The following is a 23817-nucleotide window of genomic DNA, read 5'->3' as shown; positions in this document are numbered from 1 at the left end:
GCCCTACTTTTATTATGTAGAACGCGAGCAACATGGCTAATTTAATACTTTTATAAAAAATCAAGTTTCTTATGATTAGCTGGGTGCTTGCCCAGCTTTTTTAGTTTCTATAAACCGATTTTTAATGCCCAGCTGTTATAAACAACACTTTCTTTTTGTACTTCTAACCCATTCATTCTTTAACTTCAATTATTTTAATCCCTATATTTTTTACCGAGTATGTCATGAGTTTGCTAACCGCTAGTATCTTTCTTCTTTTATTGCTTGCCCTAAGTGCCTTTGTATCTGCTGCCGAAATAGCCATCGCTGCTGGTCGCAAAATTAAGCTACAAATCATGGCAAAAGAAGGGGATGTCCGCGCATTTGACGTCCTTAAAATGCAAGAGCACCCTGGCAGTTTTATTACTGTCGTACAAGTGGTTTTGAATGCCGTCGCTATCTCAGCTGGTGCAGTAGGTGAGTCAGCTATTAGCCCTTATCTAGAGCTTTTGGTGAAGAATGAAGCAGTGTCATCCGTCATATCATTTGTGCTGATCACCAGTTTGTTTTCTCTGCTCGCTGATTTGATGCCCAGACGATTGGCGATGTCGAACACTGAAGCTATCGCTGTACGTCTCGTACGACCAATGATGCTATTGATTTTTATATTCAAACCCGTGATTTGGATATTTGATGGTGCAGCAAATGTCATCTTTGAATTACTGGGTATTTCAACTATACGGCAAGACGATATGACGCCAGAAGATATTTATGCTGTCATGGATGCTGGTGCTGAAGCTGGTGTACTCAAAAAACAAGAACATCATCTGATAGAAAATATCTTTGATATGCAAGAGCGCACCGTAACGTCGGTGATGAATCCACGTGAAAACATTGTTTATTTTGATACCAAAACGAGCACTGAAAAAGTCGTTGAAGTGATGATTGAACAACCACATAACAAGTTTTTGGTCTGTCAGGAAGATGATTTAGAGCACATTATTGGTTATGTAGAGTCGCGCAGCTTTTTGGCATTGGTTCTTAACCAGCAAGAGGTCAGCTTAACTGACAAAGCCCTACTAAAACCTGCACTCTTCGTCCCTGATACCTTGTCCTTGTTTGAAGTATTAGAGATGTTTAAATCTACAGGCGCTGACTTTGCCGTCATCGTGAATGAGTATGGATTGGTAGTGGGTGTCATCACGCTTAAGGATGTGATGAGTATCGTCATGGGGGAGCTTGTCACCTTGGAGGAGCAGCCCATTGTTCAACGTACTGATAACTCGTGGCTAATCGATGGCATGACTCCTATCGAAGACGTCGTACGCGCTTTAGATATCGTTGATCTGCCACGCAGTCAGAACTATGAAACCATTAGTGGCTTTATGATGTACATGCTACGCAAGATTCCAAAGAAAACCGATACTATCGAGTATGCCAATTATCGATTTGAGATTATCGCAACGGACAATCTCAAAATCACTCAGATGCTGGTGACCAGAATGGATGAGACTGTCTGATAAATAAAAATTTAAGCTCGTGCGCCAAATATGGCGCTACCAACGCGCACCATTGTCGAACCACTGGCTATCGCCTCTGTCATATCACCGCTCATGCCCATGCTCAGTGTATCCCAAGCATTTAGCTCTGCATGAGTCTGTTTAATCTCATCAAATAACTGCTTGGTACGGGTAAAAGCGTCCGTACCTCCCTTAGCAGGAATAATCATCAAACCACGCAGCTGTAACCTGTCATACCCCTTGATAGCAGTTATCAAATCAGGCAGCTGTGCTGGCAGGCAGCCTGATTTGCTTTCTTCGTTATCGATATTCAACTGAATCAATACATTCAGTGGGGGTAGCTCAGCTGGACGCTGGTCGTTTAGACGCTGAGCAATAATGTCACGCTCAACCGTTTGTACCCAATCGAAATGCTCAGCAATATCGCGAGTCTTATTGCGCTGGATACTACCAATATAATGCCAAACAATGCCTTTAGTTTCTGGCTGTCGTTTTAGCGTATCAATTTTTTCGATGGCTTCTTGCAGATAATTTTCACCAAAGTGCTGCTGTCCTTGCTGAGCCAAAGTAGCAATCATATCAGCTGGTTTGGTCTTGGAAACTGCCAGCAACGTCACACTATCTGCTTGTCGTGCCGCATGCTCACACGCTTGAGTCATTTGCTTGCTCACTTGCTGCCAGCTCGCAATAAGATTTTGGCTATCAATGTTATTTTCTATTTCTTTCATATATTACTCACGAGAATAACTTAATCCATTTTTTAATCAATCACTTTTAATGACTTCTATTTTTAATCACTTCTATAACGAACTTTTATTAATTAGGCTTAAAATTTTTATAAATGTCTTCTAATATAGAAAAACTCAACAAGGATCGATCTATAAATTGACACTCATAATGACTAATTTTACATTTTATTAGTGTAGTAGATGGTTAATTGTCGGTAGTCTTGTTATTATATTGTTACATGGTTTAACATATGCTACTGAATATAATAGTAATGGTAAAGACCATCGCTACTCCTTTATTAACGTGACCGACTTTAATCAGATCGTTTATCGATTGATAATCACTCCCCTTTTTTGCTCTTTTGTCCTACCCTTATTGATTGATAGGAATATCCGATTATGGCTGAAAAAAACAATTTAAGCATCGAAGACTTGCTGCGCTTTACGGTTAAGCATAAAGCATCAGATTTACATATTTCAGCCGGTATGCCAGCAATGATACGTGTTGATGGTGAAATGACCCGTATTAATATGCCAGAGATGACTCATCAGGTTGTGCATCAGCTTATTTATGACATCATGAATGATAAGCAGCGCGCTGACTTTGAAGAATTTTATGAGACGGATTTCTCTTTTGAGATTCCCAATCTAGCACGTTTTCGAGTAAATGCCTTTAATCAAAACCGTGGGGCGGGCGCTGTCTTTCGTACTATTCCGTCCAAAGTCTTAACGATGGAAGACTTAGGGATGGGCGATGTATTTAAGCGCGTGTCAGACTTTAAGCGTGGCGTGGTATTGGTCACGGGTCCGACAGGTTCTGGTAAGTCCACAACGCTGGCTGCCATGATTGACTATATCAACGAGAGCCGTAAAGAGCATATTTTAACTATTGAAGATCCGATCGAATTTGTCCACGAATCCAAGAAAAGTCTGATTAACCAACGTGAGGTGCATCGTGACACCTTGGGTTTCGAGCCTGCATTGCGCTCTGCGCTACGTGAGGATCCCGATGTTATTTTGGTTGGCGAGCTACGTGACCTTGAGACCATTCGCTTGGCATTGACAGCAGCAGAGACTGGTCACTTAGTCTTTGGCACTTTGCATACCAGCTCTGCCGCTAAGACCATTGACCGTGTCATTGATGTATTCCCCGCCGCAGAAAAAGATATGATTCGGGCGATGCTATCAGAGTCACTACAAGCCGTTATCTCACAAACGCTTTTGCGTCGTCAAGCAGGCGGACGTGTAGCAGCACATGAAATCATGCTCGGCACCCCTGCTATCCGTAACTTAATACGTGAGAATAAAATCGCTCAAATGTACTCTGCTATCCAAACAGGTGCAGGTGAAGGTATGATTACGCTGGATCAAACACTCAAAAATCTAGTAGCGAAAGGCACCATTAGTAAAGACGTAGCCCGTCCTTATGCCAAACAGCCTGAGGCATTCTTGTAATATTATTCATCGTGCGTCACTGGCTTATCTTGATTGATGTGTGAGTCAATAATACAAGCATTCATGAGCCATGATATACCTTACTTTTATTCTAATGGTTATTATTAGCGATTTTTAAAACATGATTTTAAATACTTTTTTAGTCGATTTACATCGAATGCAGGTACGATATGGACATTGATAAACTATTGCAGTTAATGATCAATAAAAATGGCTCGGACCTTTTTATTACCGCTGATGTAGCGCCCTCCATGAAAGTAAATGGCAAAATTCTGCCTGTCGGTAAAACGCCTTTAACCGCTGAGCAAACCATGCGATTGGTCAAAGGCGTCATGACACCAAACCAGCAAAAAGAGTTTGAAGAGACTAACGAGTGCCAATTTGCCATTGCTGATGAAGCACAGCAAGCACGTTTTCGGGTCAGTGCCTTTATACAGCGTGATATGGCAGGGATGATTTTAAGGAAAATTGAGAATAAAATTCCGACTGTCGAAGAGCTACGTTTACCGCCCGCGTTAAAAGAGCTGGCAATGAAAAAACGCGGTATCATTCTGCTAGTGGGTGCGACAGGTACAGGTAAATCAACGACCCTTGCTTCTATGATCGGACACCGTAATCAAAACTCGCATGGTCACATCATTACCATTGAAGATCCTATCGAGTTTGTTCATAAACATCGTGGTTGTATTATTACCCAGCGTGAAGTTGGTATCGATACCCATTCATTTGAAGCAGGGCTAAAAAACACGTTACGCCAAGCACCTGATGTTATTTTGATTGGTGAGATTCGTAACCGTGAGGTCATGAGCTACGCGATTCAGTACGCTGAGACAGGGCATTTGGTGTTTGCAACCTTACATGCCAACAACGCCAACCAAGCGATTGACCGTATCATTCACTTTTTTGAAACCAGTCGCCACAATCAGTTATTTATGGATTTGTCGCTCAACTTGCAAGCCATTATTGCGCAGCAGCTCATCCCAACTCCTGATGGTAAAGGACGCCGTGCGGCTATCGAAATTTTGTTAAATTCACAGCTGATTAGTGACTATATCCGTAAAGGCGAGGTTCATGAAATCAAAGATGTCATGACACGATCGCGGGATAGCGGCATGCAAACCTTTGATCAGGCTCTTTTTGACTTATATGAGCAAGGAGAAATCACCTATAAAGAAGCCATTCTTCATGCTGACTCTCCTAATGATTTGCGCCTAAAAATCAAACTCAGTAGTAAGAATGGCACCGCCAATCTGGATGAAGGTGCGGATAACTTATCATTAGATATTAGTTAAGCATGGCTTTTGAGCGTTGTTATTCGTTTTTGCCATAAAAACTTATAAGAAAGCCCTCATATTATTATGAGGGCTTTTCCTATTTTATACATAGCGATAACGCAATAAAAACGATATCAAAGGTAGATCATGCTCACCTATTAAAAAATTACTTGATGCTATCCCGACACTCTTGGTCATTACAAATACCGTATAGCACCAATGAATGACCTGATAACTTAAATCCATGCTTTTCTGCGACTTTAAGTTGCTCTTCTTCGATGACTTCGTTATGAAACTCTATAATCTTGCCACAAACATCACAAACCAGATGGTCATGATGGCCTTCTTGGGTAATCTCGAACACCGATAAATTATTTTCGAAGTTATGACGCTCGACGATACCAGCTTGCTCAAATTGCGTCAGCACTCGGTAGACAGTCGCTAAACCCACATCCTCACCTTGCTCTATCAGTGCCTTATAAACCTCCTCAGCACTCATATGATGCAACTCTGCACTCTCTAGTAGCTCTAAAATCTTGATGCGAGGTAACGTGACTTTTAATCCCGCTTTACGTAAATCTTGATTGGTAAAAGAAGCCATAATATCCCTTCTGACTGTGACAGTCTTAGCAAATAAAGAACCAAAAATATGAGATAAATAATCGTTAATGATTATTTTTTATAGTATATAAAACATTTTAATAACAGCAGACTGGCTGATTTGACCTCATGTCCAAGCCTGTTATTTTCTATAATAATCCTAACGCAAGTCTATGAATTTAAAATATAAATAATAAAATGACTCAGGTAGCATTTGGTAAATAATGTCGTAAGTGGTAGGAAATTGCAAGTAAATGACGTATCATTTGTCCAAGATTGTCGGCCAGACTCGCATTAACAACCTCTGGCTGCGCCTAATTCATTTCTTATGAGTCATCTTACCATGATAAAGACATTAACTTTTCGTCCGTTAAGCCCTGCAAGCGTATTACGCAAGATTGTCATAACCAGTATGCTTAGCGCTACTGTCGCTATGTCTGGCTGCTCATTATTGAGTGTTTATAAGATTGATTTGCCACAAGGCACTGCCATCACTCAAGCACAAGCGCAAAAGCTGCAAGTGGGTATGAATCAAAACCAAGTCCTTTATATCCTTGGTAGCCCAGCTATTAGAGACACCTTAGAACCTAAGCGTTGGGATTATATTTACGATTACAAAGCAGGGACAGAAGGTAGCCGCAAGGGTATTGCTGATGTCAAAAATGCCAGTCAGCACTTAATTATCTACTTTGATAATAATGGTTTGGTCAATCGTATTGAAGGTATCGAAAGCCTGCCTGCCTCATAATCAAGAACGGCAACTGGCTTTAATGATAGATGGCGCAACATCGCTTAAACTCGAGATTTATTTTTGCGCTGAGACATTGGATCAGCGCTTAAGCTGCGATATACTTCAATACGATCAAAAGGCTGCAAGCGATAGCTGAGCGGCTGTTTTTGTGCATAGATACCCACATGCCAACGCTTCGCCGTTGGCGTTGCAATATCTGCCACTTGCTCACACCAACGTGCTAACGCTGGAAATTTCACCAACCATCCTGCCTGCCTCAATGCCTCATACAAACTTGTTTCATCATTAACTTGTAGGGTTAAATAATGCTGACATTTTGCATCTTCAGCGTATGCCAAATAAACAGTCATTAGCATGGTCTGCTCAGATGACGGCGCACAATTATTATCAGATTGAACGCCATTAGCGGTTAACTCAACCACTGCATCACCCAACCTATCAATGCCAATAACAGTGCTAGTGGCACAATCAAACGAATCGCTATTCGCCATAAGTTATAAAACGCTTCATTGCCAAAATTTAATGACTTACGCAGGTGACTAATTTTCATCTGCCAACCCGCAAAGATAGACAGCAATAATACCGCTATGCTGCTAATAATCACTAAAAGTCCAACCAGCCAAACAGTTGGTATGATAACGACTAACAAAAGCGCCAAGACAAAGGTTAATACCAAACTAACCAGTAGTCCAAACTTGTGCGCTAATTGCTGGGTACTATAATGCAGCAAATAGCTGGCGACAAATAACACCCCTATCCAATACGATAGCTGTCCAATCGGTGGCAATGCCATGCCACTAATAGATAACGCCACAACCCCAACGATCAATTGCAATATCCAAATCGGAAGTACCAATTTGGTTGCCCGATACTCACTCATCGCACGGCTGCGAGCAGGTTTTTGCGCATTGATATTGTCCGTGTCTACTGCTGTTGCCACTTGGTTCGTTACCAAGTTTTGACCAAACCAGTATAAGCCTGTGCCTGCACCCACACTAACCAACGCTAACGCAACTGCACGCGCCCATTCATTTAAGCTGATATCAGTCATCGCAAAGTCAATATTGGGTAGGCCATTTGCCACGCCGAGCAATAAGCCTATCACCATTAATCCCAGGCCAATCGGTAACGGTGCAACGCCCAATAAACTGAGTAACACAGCAATGACCATAAGGCCAGCAGCGATCGCAAAATCTGGTATAGCAGGAGCGCTATTAAGCTCCGTCAATGCCTCCAAAATACCTGTGCTCGCGCCTGAGATCACTAACGCCGCAATCAGAATAGAGACCAGCGCGGCGAGCCACCCAAAACTACGCCATATTGGGCTGGCATCTGCTTCGCGAGTAAGCTTTTGCATCCCTGCTAATGGCGCATCGACACTACGATAGGCTAAGGCAATTTCCGCATAAACAACGGGCAAGGATACCAATACCATAGCCAATAGCCAGAGTAACCAAAAGTCAATCTCACCAATGGATGCTGGTGCAAACCAACGAAACAGCAGTAGCGGTAGCAGTGCCGCGATAAAATAAGAAGCATAACGGATCATCATAATCTAAATCCAAACGATCTAATACCTTTCACAAAAATGAGAATAGCTGGGAAAACGAGGGTCAGTACTACGCATTGTAGACGAAACAAGTTTGACACCGCCAATCATACTCTGTGGGTTTGGTATAAAGTGAATAACGATAATTTATCATGATACAGAGCAATCATAGGCCTCTGTAAGCAGTTTTATTTTATATAGTCGATTCCATTTAAAAGAAGCACAAGGTAACCAGAAGCAAATATATATTCAATACTTCAAGCAAGGTTAATGCAGCGACTCTTTATAATGGAATGACTATAAGGTCTCTATAATATAAGGGATGAACAGTTATAAAAAAACCCCGAAATCGGGGTTTAATAATGAAACAATGGCGGATATATGGTCAAGTGCTTATTAATTTCAGCGAGGTAACGTGCATTAGGCACTCGTAGCTGATACCAATGAATTAGTGAACAGCACTGATATAGTCTGACAAGATACGAATATCACGATCCGACAGTTTCGATGCGACTGTCTGCATCATGCCCATATCGCCTTCTTTCGCAGCATCATTGACACGTTTTTGCTCATCACTATCAACATCATCAACACGGCCAGCCGCACGGAAGAGTTTTAGCTGAGTTGCGATGTACTGTGCATGCTGACCACCTAAGCGTGGAAATGCCGCCCAAGTATTACCAGCAGCATCTGGACCATGACAGCCTGCACAACCGATGACACCGCGTGACTTATCACCACCTAAGAATAGCTTAGTGGCTTCTTGGTTGGTCGCAGGATTACCAAATCCAACACCCCAAGGCGCTTGGCTAGCATAATAACCAGCCACGTTGGCTAAATCTTGCTGCGATAAGTTTGCAACTTGTGATTGCATAATACCGTTCTTGCGATAACCTGCTTTAAAGTTGACCAACTGTTTGTAAAGATATTTTACGTTTTGGCCACCCAAGTTAGGCTGCGCAGGGACAACACTAACACCATCAACACCATGACAAGCAGCACAAACCGTTTCTGCAATTTGCTTACCGGCATTGACGTCGTACTCAGGAACAATAATAGCAGCTTGTACGCTGAAACTTGCAACGCATAAGCTGGCAGCAGCGATTAACTTTTTCATTGATACAAATCCTACTAGCTCGGCGTAAGCATTATTTAGAGTGATTGCACTGATAAGATACCTTATATAAACCACCCTACTATTGGTTAGGTAGGTATATGTTTTAAGGTCTTGGCCACAAGCAGTCTGAAAGTACTTACTAACATCAGGGTTTATTTTCGATTATTATAGCAAGACTTTGTAGCATTTGCCTACTTAATCGTCACATCCATCAGTTTTTCTAACACATAGACAAGTATGCCAACAAAAAACAAAAAGCGCTTACAGGCTAAAAAACCCAGCTCTTTTTTAAGTTGTTTTATAGTATGTCGTATTGTGTTGCTTTATCGGTCAGCGTCTCACTTGCTCATGTACTCAATCAGCTTACGATAATCATCGTCGCTACAACTGTTACAAAGACCACCAGCAGGCATCTGCGTCATACCACTTTTAACAGAATTAATAAGTGTCGGCATGCTTTTTTGTTTGATAAGCTGTTGCCATTTGGCACTATCACCTTTTTTGATGGCGTTCAGCGCCCCACTATCGTGACAGGCAGCACATGAGTTATCATAGGTGGCTGCAATATCAGCAGCATTAGCGCTAGTCATGATAGCACTACTGAGCAGTAATGCCGCTCCGCTACCTACTAAAACTCGGTAGGTCCGGCTAAAAAGTGCATTGATTGAAACCATAGAACACCTCCTTTTGATGCTTCTCTCGTTTAATCAATCTTGCTATTAAACGTCGTTCGTTCAGTATATCTTATGAAACATTGTAACAATGTATGTCGTATAAATATAGATAAATATAGTTTGGCTTTGGTAACGCATGAATAAAAGCGGCAACTTGCTCTAATGAGCGCTTATTTTAATGGTATTCTGTTATTTATGTGATGCTAATCATAGTTATTTCAATAAGTAAGATAAGTAATAGTATAGAATAGTCGATAACTTGAAATGACTGTGTTTATGACCAATAAACATTGAAAGTTATGATGAATAAATTCGTAACGATTTTTTGTCTAATGCACTATCTTCTCGACAACCAGTTGATTAAAATTTTATAACCGTATCCAATTTCTTAAAGATTAATGAGCCATTTATGAGTACCCCGTTTACTGATGTCGCCGCCGAACATGCATTGTTCAACACTAAATCTCGTCAAAAAATTCAGCAAACTGAGTTTATGATGTCAGCGCCTACTTTTCGTCTCTGCCCACCCGATATGGGCTTAGAAGTTGCCTTTGCAGGACGCTCAAACGCAGGTAAATCCTCTGCTATTAATGCCTTAACCAACCAACGCCAACTGGCACGCTCATCTAAAACGCCTGGTCGTACGCAGATGATTAACTTTTTTAGTATTGGTGATGCTGATAGACGTTTGGTGGATTTGCCAGGTTATGGCTACGCAGCCGTACCGCTTGAGATGAAGAAAGAATGGCAGGTTGAGCTAGAAGAATACTTGGTGGCGCGCTCAAGCCTTGCAGGTTTGGTGCTCATGACTGATATTCGTCATCCATTGAAATTCTTTGATGAGCAAATGCTACGTTGGGCAAATGATGGTGAACTGCCGGTGCATATCTTGTTAACCAAAGCAGATAAGCTAAAGTATGGCGCATCTAAAAATGCGTTACTTAATACTCGTAAAAGACTAAAAGAACTGGGATTGAACTGTAGCATTCAGCTATTTTCAGCACTAAGAAAAGAAGGTCTTGATGAGCTGGCTGGTGTCATGGGCAACTGGTATGAGTATCAGCTTGAGGCAGACAAAATCATTGAATCCTCTTTTGCGTTACTAGAAGGCGCTGAGTTGGAAGAAGCGATTGAAAAAGACAACATCGAAAAAGGCGCTATTGAAAAGGAAAGTACTCAGAAAGATAGTGCTCAAAAATAAAGAAAATACATATTATCGTCTCCAAGTAAAAAGGGTTTATCGTTATTATCGATAAACCCTTTTTTTATTATCATTTTTAGCATTAAAAAAGATTTTTATTTAAGCGCTTTTATTTATTTATAGTCAAGGAATTTTAGAATCGCTACAAGGCGACCGACCGCAGATAGTACACTGAGTACATCTAGGGTGGGTAACACCGTAGCGGTTTAAAAGTGCTCTGACTATAAGTGCTTTTATTTAATTGCATAGTAGCTCAGCCAACGCTTGTGGCGTGTCAACCTGATACGTGGGTTGCTGTGCGGCAAGTTCGCTACTGCTAGCTGTACCATAATTCACCGCAATACTGGTCATTCCTAGTTCCGTTGCCATTTGGATATCGTAGATACTGTCACCGATGAAAACAGCATCGGCGATTTGCTGCTGCGTATAATCCAAAATATCGGTCAACATCTGCGGGTCAGGTTTTGAGCCTGCCTCATCGGCACAGCGGGTCATCACAAAATAATGGTGGCTCTCTGAAGCATCTAATACGCGGTCTAAGCCCTTTCGCTTTTTACCGGTTGCAACCGCGAGACTTTTACCTTGGGCTTGTAGGGTCTGCAACATCCCTTCTATCGGCGCAAAAAGCGGTGTACTGTGGCTGTTGGCAATATAGTGGTCTGCATAGCTTTGCTGAATCGCAAGCTTTTGCGTGTCATTGGCTTGCGGATACAAAATCTCAATGCCATTCATTAAGCTCAGCCCAATGATGTCTTGTACTGCTTTATCGGTCGTCTGGAACCCATGCGCCTCTCCTGCCACATGCATTGACTCAACGATTAATCCAATGGAATCCATTAGCGTCCCATCCCAATCAAAAATAATCAGCGTCTTATCCGCTAAACGATGACTGGCTGATAACTGAGTTCCTTTGAAAGCGCTAGAGATACTAGCGACAGATTGATTGCTCATAAATAGACCTTAACGAATATCAATAATAAATGGTAGATACAAAAACGTCACGGCGACTTATTAAGAAAAATAAGCGTTCGTGACGTTTAAAGTTAATGCTTAAAAATTTTATTTGGCGACTTATTCAGGCAATTTGGTTTGCTCTGGCAACCAGTCTGCCATGTCATCTGGTAGCGGTGCAGTAATAGTTTCATAGCCTGGAATGTCTAAACGCCACGCATGCAGACACAGGCGATGGACGCCTGATTTATCGTGCACATTATATTTATCATCACCCAAGATAGCGTGACCAATATGCGCCAAATGCACACGGATTTGATGAGTGCGACCGGTTAACGGTTTGGCTTCAATTAAACTAACTGGCTGATCAGCAATCATAAAACGACCATGAACGACGATATCCGTCTGGCTTTCTTTAGATTGCGGATCTTGCGCATCTACTTTGACGCGGCGTTCACCACTAGCAACTGTATAGCGTAGCAATGACGCATCAATGCGTTGCTCATTTAATGCTGGCTGACCTTTGGCGATACATAAGTAATGCTTCTGGATAGTTTTATCAACGAGATGCTGTTGCAACGCTTTTAGCGCTGAGCGTTTTTTAGAAATCATCAATAGACCTGAGGTGTCTTTATCAATGCGATGTATCAGCTCTAGGTATTTTTTACCTGTCACTTCACGCATGGCTTCGATAACACCAAAGTCCAAACCACTGCCACCGTGAACGGCGATGCCAGAAGGCTTATTCAGCACTAGCACTCCTTCGTCTTCATACACTATGCGCGCTAACAAGCTTTTAGCAAACTCGGCACTGATAATTGGTTTTTCGCGGGTAGCAAGTACCACTGGCGCGATACGTACCACGTCTTCACGCTGTACTCTATCGTGCGCTTTGCAGCGTTTATTATTGACCCGAATCTCATCTGAGCGAATCATTTTATAGATATGCGGTTTTGGCAAACCTTTTAAACGGTTCAACAAAAAGTTATCCAAGCGCTGATCGTGTTGATGGCGGGTTACTTCAAGATAATTTACCTTACCAAAGTTGCTGATTTCATCATCAGCGCTTTGCGGGCGTGTTTTACTATTAAAAATAGCAGGGGCTTCATGGGTAGGTGCGTCGTCAGTCATTTTTGGCTTCGTCATTTTTAGTTAGGTATTTACAGAAAGATTTGCTATAGTTTAGCATGTTGAGCGACAATTAAGCAGAGACTGCAGCAATAATCGTTGTTGTTGTTCTAAATAGTGCATTACCATTTTTACGAACTTTTAGTGAAAAGGTATTAGCGGTATACCCTGCCAACATTGTATGTTTAATCGGATTTTAGGGCGCAGTATCTGTTTAGAAATATCACTTGTAGATATTTATAGATATGTCCCCATAAATTGTAAAATGAAAGTATCGTACTGACTTTACTCAGTACCATAGAATAAATAGTGACACTAAATACCTTTGTGTTCATAAATTCAGCGTTGATAAGTTTGGCTAAGTGCCTGTTTATTGACCGATAATGACACTACATTGACTCACAACCTGCATGACAACGACTTTATTTGATAATTATTCATGATTTAATGACTGGTTATTGGCGGTCTTTTAGGCAAGTGTAGTTGAGCAAGTATGGGTTGTTTAGCATTAGGATCGAGAAGTATATCGATAGCTGCCTACGTATTGGTGGTCAAACAGATAACGATAAAAAAGATATGAATACAGCACCACACCAATAGTTTGGTCATTTATTCTGTTTGCCAAGTACGCCCCGCTGATCACCGGAGCCGCGACACCTAACCGTAAAACACCCAAGATATTATTGACGTTATACCAGAAAGAACGATAAATAAAGAGTGACCAATTGCTTTACCTAAACAAATAATTGCTGAATATCACCATTTCATATTGAATATCACCATTTCATATAATGGTATTTATAACAGCTATATTATTGCTAGACTTTGATGGATGGATTGCAGCAGCACAACGCCTTTTGAATATCAGTATATTGAATCTCGTCACTGCCCGTCGCCTGCTCTTACAAAGTAAGCTGGCATGACTACCAATAAAGCTTGCTGATAGTACAACTGAATCGCATGCTGACGCATTAATATTTGTACCAAACCTATCAATAATAGGATATAAATAGATAGCCTTACACCCTATAAATTTTATATTTACGTTAGTTCTGCTAACACGCTTTAGGTAAAAAACAAGTCATTGACAAAGCCCAAGTGCTTTATTAACCCATGCTTTACGTTCTATCGTTGATTAACATCTGCCCATGCTAATTTAAATATTAGCCATACTTGCCATTGCGCTCTAAAGCCCGTCTCGTCGTTGTTATGCGTACTCATAGGATACAAATATGAAACGCATTTTGATCAACGCTACTCAAAACGAAGAAATTCGTGTCGCCTTATGTAAAGGCAACCATCTTTACGATTTCGATCTTGAAAACCGTACTCGTGAACAAAAAAAATCCAATATATATAAAGGTCATGTGACCCGTGTCGAGCCATCGCTTGAAGCGGTGTTTGTCGAATATGGCTCACAGCGCCAAGGTTTTTTACCCATTCGTGAAATCTCTGCTGAATACTTAAGCGGTAATCCACGTGACGAAAACATCAAAAAGCTGATCAAAGAAGGCGATGAATTAATCGTCCAAGTCGAAAAAGAAGAGCGCGGTAACAAAGGCGCTGCCCTATCGACGTATGTCTCATTAGCTGGTCGCTATTTGGTATTGATGCCAAATAACCCTCGTGGCGGCGGTATCTCACGTCAAATCTCAGGCAAACTGCGCGAAGACATGAAGCGTATGCTAAGCAATCTTGATTTACCAAAAGGCATGAGTGTCATCATTCGTACCGCGGGTATTGGTAAAACTCAAGAAGATTTACAGCACGATTTAAATCACTTGCTGAATATCTGGCAAGCCATTCAAGAACAAAACCAAAAATATCCTTCACCGCGCTTGGTTCACCAAGAAGCGGGCGTTGTCACACGTGCTGTTCGTGATTATCTACGTGATGATATCGCTGAGATTTGGATTGATAATGAAAACGCTTATATTGAAGCGGCAGGATTTATCGATGCAGTGATGCCAAAACAAGCAGAAAAGCTACGCAAATATACCGATTATGAGCCCATGTTTTCGCGCTTTAATATCGAAAAACAGATCGAAACCGCGTATCAACGTGAAGTGCGTTTGCCATCAGGCGGCTCAATCGTTATTGATCAAACTGAAGCACTAGTCTCTATCGATATCAACTCAGCCAAGTCGACCAAAGGTTCAGACGTTGCCGAAACTGCGTATCATACCAACCTAGAAGCAGCCGATGAAATTGCCCGTCAGCTACGTTTGCGTGATATGGGTGGTTTGATTGTCATTGATTTTATTGATATGAATGACAATAAGCATCAAAAAGAAGTCGAAAAACGTCTGATTGATGCCACCAAATATGACCGTGCACGCGTGCAATTTGGTGATATTTCTAAGTTTGGTTTGATGGAAATGAGCCGTCAGCGTCTACGTCCATCGCTAGAAGAATCAACCGGCTATATCTGCCCACGCTGCCATGGTAACGGCATGATTCGTGACTTGCGCTCATTGTCACTATCAATTATGCGTCAGATTGAACAAATCGCGCTAAAAGAACGTCAAGGCGAAGTACAAGCAGAAGTTCCAACAGATATCGCCGCCTTCTTATTAAACGAAAAACGTGATGCCTTAGTTTATCTTGAGCAAGACAGTGGCACGCGTATCACGATTTTGCCACACGCGCATTTAGAGTCGCCTAACTTTAAACTACACTTTAACCGTGATGGCTTTGCGCCTTCAAGCTATGAGCGTATTACGGATACAGCCCAAGAACATAGCGATTTGGGTTATGAAGTTGACTGGCAAACGGCTGAAAAAGAGCGTCCAGAGCAACAGCCAACGCGCCAGCCACGTCAAATAGCGAGCAATGATACTGCTAGCCAATCAAACAAACCGACCAGTACAGCTGAGCATAGTAAACACAGTAACGACCATCGTAACAATAAAAATACGACCAACGTTTCATCGGCGCGCGCGCCACAAGCAAACAACAACCAGAGTGTGGCAGCCCCTGCCCCTGTTGCTCCAGTAGCAGCAACTACAGCTCCTGCACATGTTGAGACAGCAGCTCAGCCACAAGCAGTGGCGTGGTTATCAAACCTATTTGCGCAAGCACCACAAGCCTCAACGACGCATAGCGTCAGTAGTCGTGATGCAGCACAAGCCATTGAAGCACTAGTAAATAATGGCGCACAAAGCTTAGGCTCATTTGGACAAGTTGATAGCAGTGCCCTGAGTAATACATCAACGAGTGCATCGAACAACGTACCAGAAAATCAGCAGAACAGTCAGAAAAATAACGAACAACCATCCGACAACAATGCCAATCGTCAACAAGCGCGTCGTAGCTCAGACAGCGACACCGATGATGATAGCAGTAATGAAGATAGAAGAAGACGTAAGCCACGTAAATCTAGATCTTCTAAACCTCGTCAAAGAAAAGATCAGGCAGAAGAGTCAAGCAATGAAACAAGCGGCGATACCGAGAACAACGCCGTAAATAGTGCTGCAAGTAATGCTGATGACAAGCAGGCTGACAATCAAAACAAACGTCAGCAGGATACCAGACGCACGAATGAGCGCAATCGCAACAATCGTCAAGACAATAATCAGCAAAACAGCAATCGTCAAGACAGTAGCAACCATACAAACGAGCGCAATGATGATGCTGATAAAGACAGTAATACGGCAGATGAGCAAACTCGTGCGAAGCGTAAATCGCATAGCCAACGCGGTTCACGTGGCAAGTTAGAGCGCGGCGAGACACTAACAGCTGAAAATATTAAGCAACCCAATCAGCAAGCGACGACAGGTGCAAACAGCCGAAAAAATCACTCTAACACGCGTCGAAATCAAGATCCTAATGAAGTCGTGCTACAGGTCAATGAAGCACCTGTTGAGCTGAAATCACCAGAAGTCGTGCACTTGTCTCTAGATGACAGTAAGTCTACACAGACAAAGTATCAATCTACTGAAAAGCAAAAATCAGTAAATGATGTTAATAAAGAAAGCATTACAAAAGAAGCTAATACACAGCAGAATGAAAATCAGCAGAGCAATGACAAAAAAGTTGCTCCTGAAACAGCTGCTGTTAAGGGTAACGACGAAGGCACTGTAGCAACTCATGATGTTAATGTTAATGATGTTAACGTTAGCACCACTGAAGACAATGGACAAAATAATGCCCCGAAAACAGACAGTAACGCTACTGGCAAAAAACCTGCTATAGATGAGCAACCAACATCTAACAGCGCTACCAAAGACCAAGCTGACCATTCAAAATCTGTGGATACTGACGTGGACAGCGTAGTAATAACGCCAAAGCAGCCAGAATCAGAATCGACAGAAAAAGCGCATAGTGACACTGTTGACGTCATCGACAGTGATGCCGATGTTAGCAATGCCAATGACAGTCATAGCGCAAGTGGTCATAGCGCAAGTGGTCATAGCGCAAATGATAAGAACAACTCAGCACTGGCACTAACGCACGAAGCATTATTTGCCAAACGCTACGTGACTGCTGAGAAGTTTGGTCAGGCTAGTAATGATCCACGTGTGGTTCGTAGTCAGCAAGTGCAAGCAACTGAACAACCACCAGTAGCTGAGCCTGCAGTAGCAAGCCCATCGACTATTCGTGGCACCGTTGGTGATTTTGTTCGTAAAGCATTAACAGATGCAGAAAGTCGTTTGAAAAATGACGGTGTCATTAGTTGCTTTATTGCTGCTATCGATGCACATACGCAGCAAGCAAAATCAGCTAACAAATCAGCCAACATTGAGACGAACGTCACACTGACTGCTGATACTAACGTTGAGGACAGCAATTTCGACTTTAGCAACTATGGCTATCAGCCATTGGCGGCAGATTACCTGACGCGCTTTGAAACGATGACACAAGCGGTCAGTCAATTTGCGGCAACGCAAGGTAAAACAGACGTCGAACCACGCGCCATTGGTAAGCGTGCTGGCAACGATCCACGTGGTCAACATCCTAGTTATCAGGAGCCCGCAGTGTTGAGTCTACCGACCGAACAAGCGGCTGATACTGAGCAAGCGGTTATTGAACATGATGATAACAATGTGGATGCTCATGATGTTGAGGCAAATGCTCTAGCCAATCAAGCTCAGGCTGATAATATCAGTGTTCACAGCGAACAATTACTAGAAGCAGATCAAGCGCTAGTAGAAGCAACTAACGAGCCGTCGAATGAAGACACTATGATTGCTGAGCGCGTAGCAGCTGAAAAGATTGACGGGGCACATGACGATAGCGAAGCTGCTGACATTGAAGAGGCTAATACTCAAGAAGCTGACGTTGAAAAAATTAAGCCAGCAGATGAGCCTAAGATAGAGCAACCTATCAATACCAAAGACGACAGTCAGGCGGCTAAATCCAAGACTACCATAGCCAGTTATAAAAACATGATTGAAAATGTGGCTGAACAACTGCTGCCACAGACTGGTATGTTTAATTTGACCACGCCAAAAGTACCAAAGGCACGTAGCCGTAAGCCTAAAACGGAGCATAAAAAGCCCACGCAAGCTGAAAAACTAGAGGCTGATGACTCAGATAGCGAAAGCTAATCGTATAACGCACAATGCAAAAGCCCCAAAGTTGTCAGCAACTTTGGGGCTTTTTTACGAAAAAAAATTACAAAAAATATAAAGCTAAAGCACAGGTAACTGACTTAGTGTGCAGATGACGCTGTGTCGTCCTTTCCACGAATTTTACTAATAACTGTTAAGATAGCCACAACCGCAGCACCAATAATAAAACCAATGACGCCATTTAATATCGTTGTCGTTAAGCTTTCAAAGATACCCGTTAAATCAGCGATATCCTCTACTCCATGATGTAAGAAGCCGATACCATGCACTAAGATACCACCGCCTACTAAAAACATCGCCAACGTGCCAGCGATAGATAGAAACTTCATCAGTTTTGGTGCCGCTGCAAACATTAACTTGCCCAATTTTTGCTTGAACGCCCCTTCTTGTTCCATTAAATGCAGACCTGCATCGTCTATTTTCACGATACCAGCGACCAAGCCATAAATACCAATCGTAATACCGATGGCTAAAATAGACAGCACCAAGCTTCGTTCTAATAAAGTGGCGCTTGCCGTTGATCCCAAGGCAATCACGATAATCTCAGCTGACAGAATAAAATCCGTACGTACTGCACCTTTGATCTTTTCCTTTTCAAAAGCGACCAAATCTATAGTCTCATCAGCATTGGCTTGCCGACGAGCATTTTGCTCCTCATCATGCGGCAAAGCATGCGGCCAAAATCGATGAATGACTTTTTCAGCACCTTCATAAACCAAAAACAAACCACCACACATTAGTAAAAAAGTGACCAGCGGTGGATAAACAGCACTAATCAAGAGTGCCGCTGGTACTAGAATAAGTTTATTAATAAATGAGCCTTTGGCGACCGCCCAGACCACTGGAAGCTCACGATTGGCTTTGACACCCGTGACCTGTTCTGCGTTGAGCGCCAAATCATCGCCCAATACACCAGCGGTTTTTTTAGCAGCGACTTTGGTCATGACGGAAACATCATCCAATATCACACTGATATCATCAAGTAGGGTTAATAAACTGGCACCTGCCATGTGTGCTCCTTAGCAAAAATTTATTGAAATAAAGGGTTAAAAATAACTGATACCAATAGTTTTATATGAATTTTTATAAAAACACTGTTATTAGCCGTAGACTACAAGGGCAAGCGTCAATATTAAATAGTACAAATGTATCTTATTTTTTTGAATTGACGTTTATGCCTACTACTATTATTGCTACCCTCACCTCCCTATATCACCTCATAGCCTGTGGCTGTTATTTGCCATAAATATGTTAATATAGGCGACATGATTACTCACCTTTTATAATTATTAAATTGTAAAAAAACCTTTTAATTTTAAACCTTTAAGACAATATCGATACGTATTGCTTTATATAGAAATTTAGTATCATTTTCTTAAAACGACTTCACGATTAGGCACGATGCCTACAGGACACCTATATATGTCATCCCCGATTGCAAAAAACACCTTTGCTCAAAACCGCTTTTCTCGAAATAATTTATCTCGCTTTATGATGAGTGCACTGCTTGTTGTGGTTGCTGCGGGCTGCTCAAACAATGCAGCAGATGCGACCAGCAACACCAGTATCGTCAATAATACCGATGCTAAAACCAGTACAAGTAACGTATCCGCTGATAGCGATGCTGCCGTGGTAAAGGCGTTGCAGGCGAATTTAAATACGTCCGGTATTGAAGAAAATATCATTTCAGCCGTACCAACAGATATGGATGGTATTTATTGGGTCACAGCGGAAGGACTGCCTTCTTTCTTTACTGATAAGTCTGGCAAACACATTATCCAAGGTCAGATTATTGCTGTTGGCGAGGCTCTGCCTGTCGATATCAGTGCGGCATTGGTTGCTAGTACCGCACAAGAAGCACTAAAAGCCGTCGATAAAAAAGACATGGTGATTTATCCAGCCATAGGCGAAACGAAGTCAGTGGTCTATGCCTTTACCGATGCAGACTGTGGTTATTGTCGTAAACTGCATGAAGAGATGGATGATATCAATGCACGTGGTATCGAAGTACGTTATTTGGCATGGCCGCGCAGTCAGGAATCGGTGCCAAAAATGGAAGCCATTTGGTGTAGTCAAGATCGTAAGGCGGCCATGAATCAAGGAAAAATGGGCGCTGATGTACAAGCGCCTAGCTGTGCCAGCCCTGTACAAGAACACATGGCACTGGGTGCAAAACTTGGCGTGCGTGGTACTCCCGCTATCTTTACAGAATCTGGTCAGCAAGTAGGCGGCTATCTACCTGCGGCGGAGTTGGCTCAAGCTGTCGGTGCTAGCTAAAATCTGTTATTGTTTCAGGTATTTGTGATATCTATGACGATGGCGACATTGTGTAGACGTCACAACTGCTTGTCGGTATGATACGATAAAGCGCTATGAAAAATCAGCAGCATACTTTTTATTTGAGTATTTTTTATTCAACTGTAATGAGAAATCGATAAAGCTGCGACTGTCAAAATGCACGCAAATACTATAGCTAGTAGCGCATATGCATTTGACTCTGTGACAGCGTTATTATTGGTTCATTATATTTAACCTCTTGAGGATACTGTGAGTAATTCCATCAAACTAGCGATACTTGGTCTGGGCACCGTCGGAACGGGCGTGATCAATCTAATCAATGACAACTTAAATGAGCTAAAACGCCGTAGCGGACGCGACATTATCATTACCGAAGTTGGTACGCGCCGTCATCGTGATGATATTGATCCCAATATTATGCAAAACAGTGACTTGATGGCAACTGCTGCAAGCGACAATGTCGATATCGTCGTTGAGGTGATTGGCGGTACGACCCTTGCCAAAGACGTAATTATGCACGCCATTAGAAACGGCAAGCATGTGGTGACTGCAAATAAGGCGCTATTAGCGGAGCATGGCAACGAAATCTTTGCCTTTGCTGAAGAGCATAACGTCCATGTCGCTTATGAAGCAGCAGTCGCAGGCGGTATCCCCATTATTAAAGTCATGCGCGAAGCGCTCGCTGCTAATAAAATCGATTGGCTAGCAGGTATCATCAACGGTACTGGCAACTTTATCATGACCGAAATGCGTGACAAAGGTCGCCCGTTTGCAGACGTGTTGAGCGAAGCACAAGAATTGGGTTATGCAGAAGCAGATCCGACTTTTGATGTCGAAGGTATTGATGCGGCTCATAAACTGGCATTACTCGCCTCTATCGCCTTTGGTATTCCGCTGCAATTTGATAAGGTCTACTGTGAAGGCATCACTGGTATCACCTTACAAGACGTCAACTATGCGGAAGAGCTTGGCTACCGTATCAAGCATTTGGGCTTTGCCGTACGCCGTGATGGTCAAGGTAATGATGAGGCTTCTGGTATCGAGCTGCGCGTACACCCAACGCTAATTCCGCAGGATGCGTTACTGGCCAACGTCAATGGTGTAAAAAATGCGGTATTGGTCAACTCTCATCCGCTTGGACAGACGTTATATTGCGGTGATGGTGCTGGCGCTGGTGCGACGGCTTCTGCGGTGATGGCCGATGTAATGGATTTGGTGCGTGTTCTAGGTAGCAAAGACAGTAACGATGAAAGCAACAGTAATCAAAACAATCACGGTCACCATGTACCACATTTAGCATTTATCCCTGAGCAGCTATCAGACACGCCCATATTGCGCGCTGAGCAGATGATTACCGGTTATTATTTGCGTGTGCATGCTTATGACAGCCCTGGTGTGTTGGCAGATATTACTCGCATTCTAAGCGATGCTGGTATCAATATCGATGCGATTTTACAAAAACCTGCGCACAAAGTTGGTCAAGTTCCAGTTATTATCTTGACGCTGCCCGTGGTCGAAAGTCAGATGAATCTAGCCATCGAAAAAATTGAAAAATTAGATACCATTACTGATAAAGTAGTACGCATTCGCTTAGATGAGCTAGCATGAAGCCTGCAGTTATTGAGCCTAAAAGATGCTATCTAGTCCGCGTTTGGTTTTAATTAAAACAAACTCATTTAAAATACGTAAAAAGGAATAATAACGATGTCAAATGATGCAATTGTAATTTTAAACGGCGCACGTACCCCAATGGGCGGCTTCCAAGGCGCACTAAAAGATATGAGCGCAACGGAACTTGGTGGTGCTGCTATTAAAGCCGCTGTCGAACGCTCAGGTGTGGCAGTCGATAGTATTGATGAAGTCATTATGGGCTGTATCTTGACCGCAGGCTTGGGTCAAGGTCCTGCGCGTCAAGCGATGCGTAATGCAGGTTTATCTGATGCAACTGGCGCTGTCACTATTAACAAGCTTTGTGGTTCAGGGCTAAAAGCAGTCATGCAAGCACATGACGGCATCAAAGCAGGTAGTTTCAATGTGGCAGTCGCTGGTGGCATGGAATCAATGACTAATGCGCCATACATTATGCCAGGGTCACGTGGCGGCTACCGTATGGGACATAAAGAAGTCAAAGATCATATGTTCCTAGACGGTTTGGAAGATGCTGAAACTGGCAAACTGATGGGTATGTTCGCACAGGAAATGGCCGATGAAAAAGGCTATACCCGTGAGCAAATGGATGCGTTTGCTATAGAATCGCTAAATCGTGCGCTCACTGCTATCAAAGACGACCACTTCAAAGATGAAATCACGCCAGTGACTTTTAAAACCCGTAAAGGCGAGCAAACCGTCGATACCGATGAGCAACCAGCGCTTGCTAATGCCGAGCGTATCCCTACTCTACGTCCAGCCTTCGCCAAAGATGGCACCATCACGGCAGCAAATGCCAGCTCAATCTCAGACGGTGCGGCAGCGGTTGTGGTCATGAAAGAATCGCAAGCGAAAGCTGAAGGCCTTGATTATCAAGCGCGTATCGTTGCAACCGCATCAAACTCTCGTCACCCAAGCGAATTTACCATTGCTCCGATTGGTGCAATTGAAAAAGTATTGGCTAGTGCTGGTTGGTCAGTCGCTGATGTTGACCTATGGGAAATCAACGAAGCGTTTGCAATGGTAACCATGGCGGCGATGGACGAGCTAAAAATCGACCATGCCAAAGTAAACGTTGAAGGTGGCGCTTGTGCACTCGGTCATCCAGTAGGCTGTTCAGGTGCTCGTATCTTGATCACGCTTATCAACTCTCTCAAGCGTACTGGCGGCAAAAAAGGGGTTGCGACACTTTGTATTGGTGGCGGTGAAGCCGTGGCTGTTGCTATTGAACTTGCTTAACACTCGAGCAGATTAATTAATTAATCGATTGATATGTTAAATTAGCTTCTATCATTATCGTTTATTATAAAACCTTCAAAATATCAGGAACCGCATCGCTATTTGCTTTGCGGTTTTTCTGTGTCTATGACTC

General features: G+C 42.7%; 18 protein-coding genes. 9 read left to right on the top strand and 9 right to left on the bottom strand.

Translation table 11 applies throughout. The annotated features are described in order from the left end of the window. Positions 1-224 precede the first annotated feature (224 nt). The gene (locus Q6344_01770; GenBank protein ID WLG14110.1) at positions 225-1499 is read left to right on the top strand and encodes a hemolysin family protein; all 1275 of its coding nucleotides are present in this window, start codon (positions 225-227) and stop codon (positions 1497-1499) included. Positions 1500-1510: 11 nt separating this feature from the next. Here Q6344_01770 and Q6344_01765 read toward each other — a convergent pair whose 3' ends face one another. Then, on the bottom strand, positions 1511-2158 hold the full coding sequence (locus Q6344_01765; protein ID WLG15110.1) for a YggS family pyridoxal phosphate-dependent enzyme: 648 nt from the start codon (positions 2156-2158) through the stop codon (positions 1511-1513). Between the two features lie 468 nt (positions 2159-2626). Between Q6344_01765 and Q6344_01760 the strand changes: the two genes are divergently transcribed. Together Q6344_01760 and Q6344_01755 are read left to right on the top strand one after the other, a co-directional pair. After that, positions 2627-3682, top strand: a complete 1056-nt coding sequence (locus Q6344_01760) for a type IV pilus twitching motility protein PilT (GenBank protein ID WLG14109.1) — start codon at positions 2627-2629, stop codon at positions 3680-3682. Between the two features lie 170 nt (positions 3683-3852). Continuing rightward, positions 3853-4974 carry a PilT/PilU family type 4a pilus ATPase gene (locus tag Q6344_01755; GenBank protein ID WLG14108.1) on the top strand — a complete coding sequence of 374 codons (1122 nt, stop codon included), beginning with the start codon at positions 3853-3855 and terminating at the stop codon, positions 4972-4974. Between the two features lie 148 nt (positions 4975-5122). Here the strand turns inward: Q6344_01755 and fur are convergent, their stop codons facing one another. Further along, on the bottom strand, positions 5123-5557 hold the full coding sequence (fur, locus tag Q6344_01750; GenBank protein WLG14107.1) for a ferric iron uptake transcriptional regulator: 435 nt from the start codon (positions 5555-5557) through the stop codon (positions 5123-5125). A 327-nt stretch (positions 5558-5884) separates the two neighbouring features. On the opposite strand from fur, the gene bamE reads away from it, so the two are divergent. Further along, the gene (gene bamE, locus Q6344_01745) at positions 5885-6304 is read left to right on the top strand and encodes an outer membrane protein assembly factor BamE (protein WLG14106.1); all 420 of its coding nucleotides are present in this window, start codon (positions 5885-5887) and stop codon (positions 6302-6304) included. 44 nt (positions 6305-6348) lie between these two features. Here the strand turns inward: bamE and Q6344_01740 are convergent, their stop codons facing one another. The 4 genes from Q6344_01740 to Q6344_01725 form a co-directional block, all read right to left on the bottom strand. Then, the gene (locus Q6344_01740; GenBank protein ID WLG14105.1) at positions 6349-6729 is read right to left on the bottom strand and encodes an RnfH family protein; all 381 of its coding nucleotides are present in this window, start codon (positions 6727-6729) and stop codon (positions 6349-6351) included. Then, positions 6717-7859: a hypothetical protein gene (locus Q6344_01735; GenBank protein WLG14104.1), complete on the bottom strand. Its 1143-nt coding sequence runs from the start codon at positions 7857-7859 to the stop codon at positions 6717-6719. The genes Q6344_01740 and Q6344_01735 overlap by 13 nt, the downstream gene beginning before the upstream one ends. Before the next feature lie 445 nt (positions 7860-8304). Then, on the bottom strand, positions 8305-8973 hold the full coding sequence (locus Q6344_01730) for a c-type cytochrome (GenBank protein WLG14103.1): 669 nt from the start codon (positions 8971-8973) through the stop codon (positions 8305-8307). Between the two features lie 338 nt (positions 8974-9311). Continuing rightward, the gene (locus Q6344_01725) at positions 9312-9647 is read right to left on the bottom strand and encodes a c-type cytochrome (protein ID WLG14102.1); all 336 of its coding nucleotides are present in this window, start codon (positions 9645-9647) and stop codon (positions 9312-9314) included. A 409-nt stretch (positions 9648-10056) separates the two neighbouring features. On the opposite strand from Q6344_01725, the gene yihA reads away from it, so the two are divergent. Then, positions 10057-10848: a ribosome biogenesis GTP-binding protein YihA/YsxC gene (gene yihA / locus Q6344_01720; GenBank protein ID WLG14101.1), complete on the top strand. Its 792-nt coding sequence runs from the start codon at positions 10057-10059 to the stop codon at positions 10846-10848. A 237-nt stretch (positions 10849-11085) separates the two neighbouring features. Here yihA and Q6344_01715 read toward each other — a convergent pair whose 3' ends face one another. Continuing rightward, on the bottom strand, positions 11086-11799 hold the full coding sequence (locus tag Q6344_01715; GenBank protein WLG14100.1) for an HAD-IA family hydrolase: 714 nt from the start codon (positions 11797-11799) through the stop codon (positions 11086-11088). A 120-nt stretch (positions 11800-11919) separates the two neighbouring features. Continuing rightward, positions 11920-12930, bottom strand: coding sequence for an RluA family pseudouridine synthase (locus Q6344_01710; protein ID WLG14099.1), 1011 nt, complete (start codon positions 12928-12930; stop codon positions 11920-11922). Positions 12931-14159: 1229 nt separating this feature from the next. On the opposite strand from Q6344_01710, the gene Q6344_01705 reads away from it, so the two are divergent. Beyond that, positions 14160-18476: an Rne/Rng family ribonuclease gene (locus tag Q6344_01705; GenBank protein ID WLG14098.1), complete on the top strand. Its 4317-nt coding sequence runs from the start codon at positions 14160-14162 to the stop codon at positions 18474-18476. Between the two features lie 104 nt (positions 18477-18580). Here the strand turns inward: Q6344_01705 and Q6344_01700 are convergent, their stop codons facing one another. Continuing rightward, positions 18581-19510, bottom strand: a complete 930-nt coding sequence (locus tag Q6344_01700; protein WLG14097.1) for a DUF808 domain-containing protein — start codon at positions 19508-19510, stop codon at positions 18581-18583. Positions 19511-19922: 412 nt separating this feature from the next. Between Q6344_01700 and Q6344_01695 the strand changes: the two genes are divergently transcribed. The 3 genes from Q6344_01695 to Q6344_01685 all read left to right on the top strand — a co-directional run bounded on the left by Q6344_01695 (position 19923) and on the right by Q6344_01685 (position 23684). Next, a complete protein-coding gene (locus Q6344_01695; protein ID WLG14096.1) occupies positions 19923-20777 on the top strand; it encodes a DsbC family protein in 855 nt (284 codons plus the stop codon). A gap of 270 nt (positions 20778-21047) precedes the next feature. Continuing rightward, on the top strand, positions 21048-22406 hold the full coding sequence (locus Q6344_01690; protein ID WLG14095.1) for a homoserine dehydrogenase: 1359 nt from the start codon (positions 21048-21050) through the stop codon (positions 22404-22406). Between the two features lie 96 nt (positions 22407-22502). Continuing rightward, positions 22503-23684 carry a thiolase family protein gene (locus Q6344_01685; protein WLG14094.1) on the top strand — a complete coding sequence of 394 codons (1182 nt, stop codon included), beginning with the start codon at positions 22503-22505 and terminating at the stop codon, positions 23682-23684. Positions 23685-23817: the final 133 nt, after the last annotated feature.

This window comes from Psychrobacter cibarius (assembly GCA_030686115.1).
In the GTDB taxonomy this organism is placed as follows: Bacteria; Pseudomonadota; Gammaproteobacteria; order Pseudomonadales; family Moraxellaceae; genus Psychrobacter; species Psychrobacter cibarius_C.
This window is presented reverse-complemented; position numbering and strand designations above follow the sequence as displayed.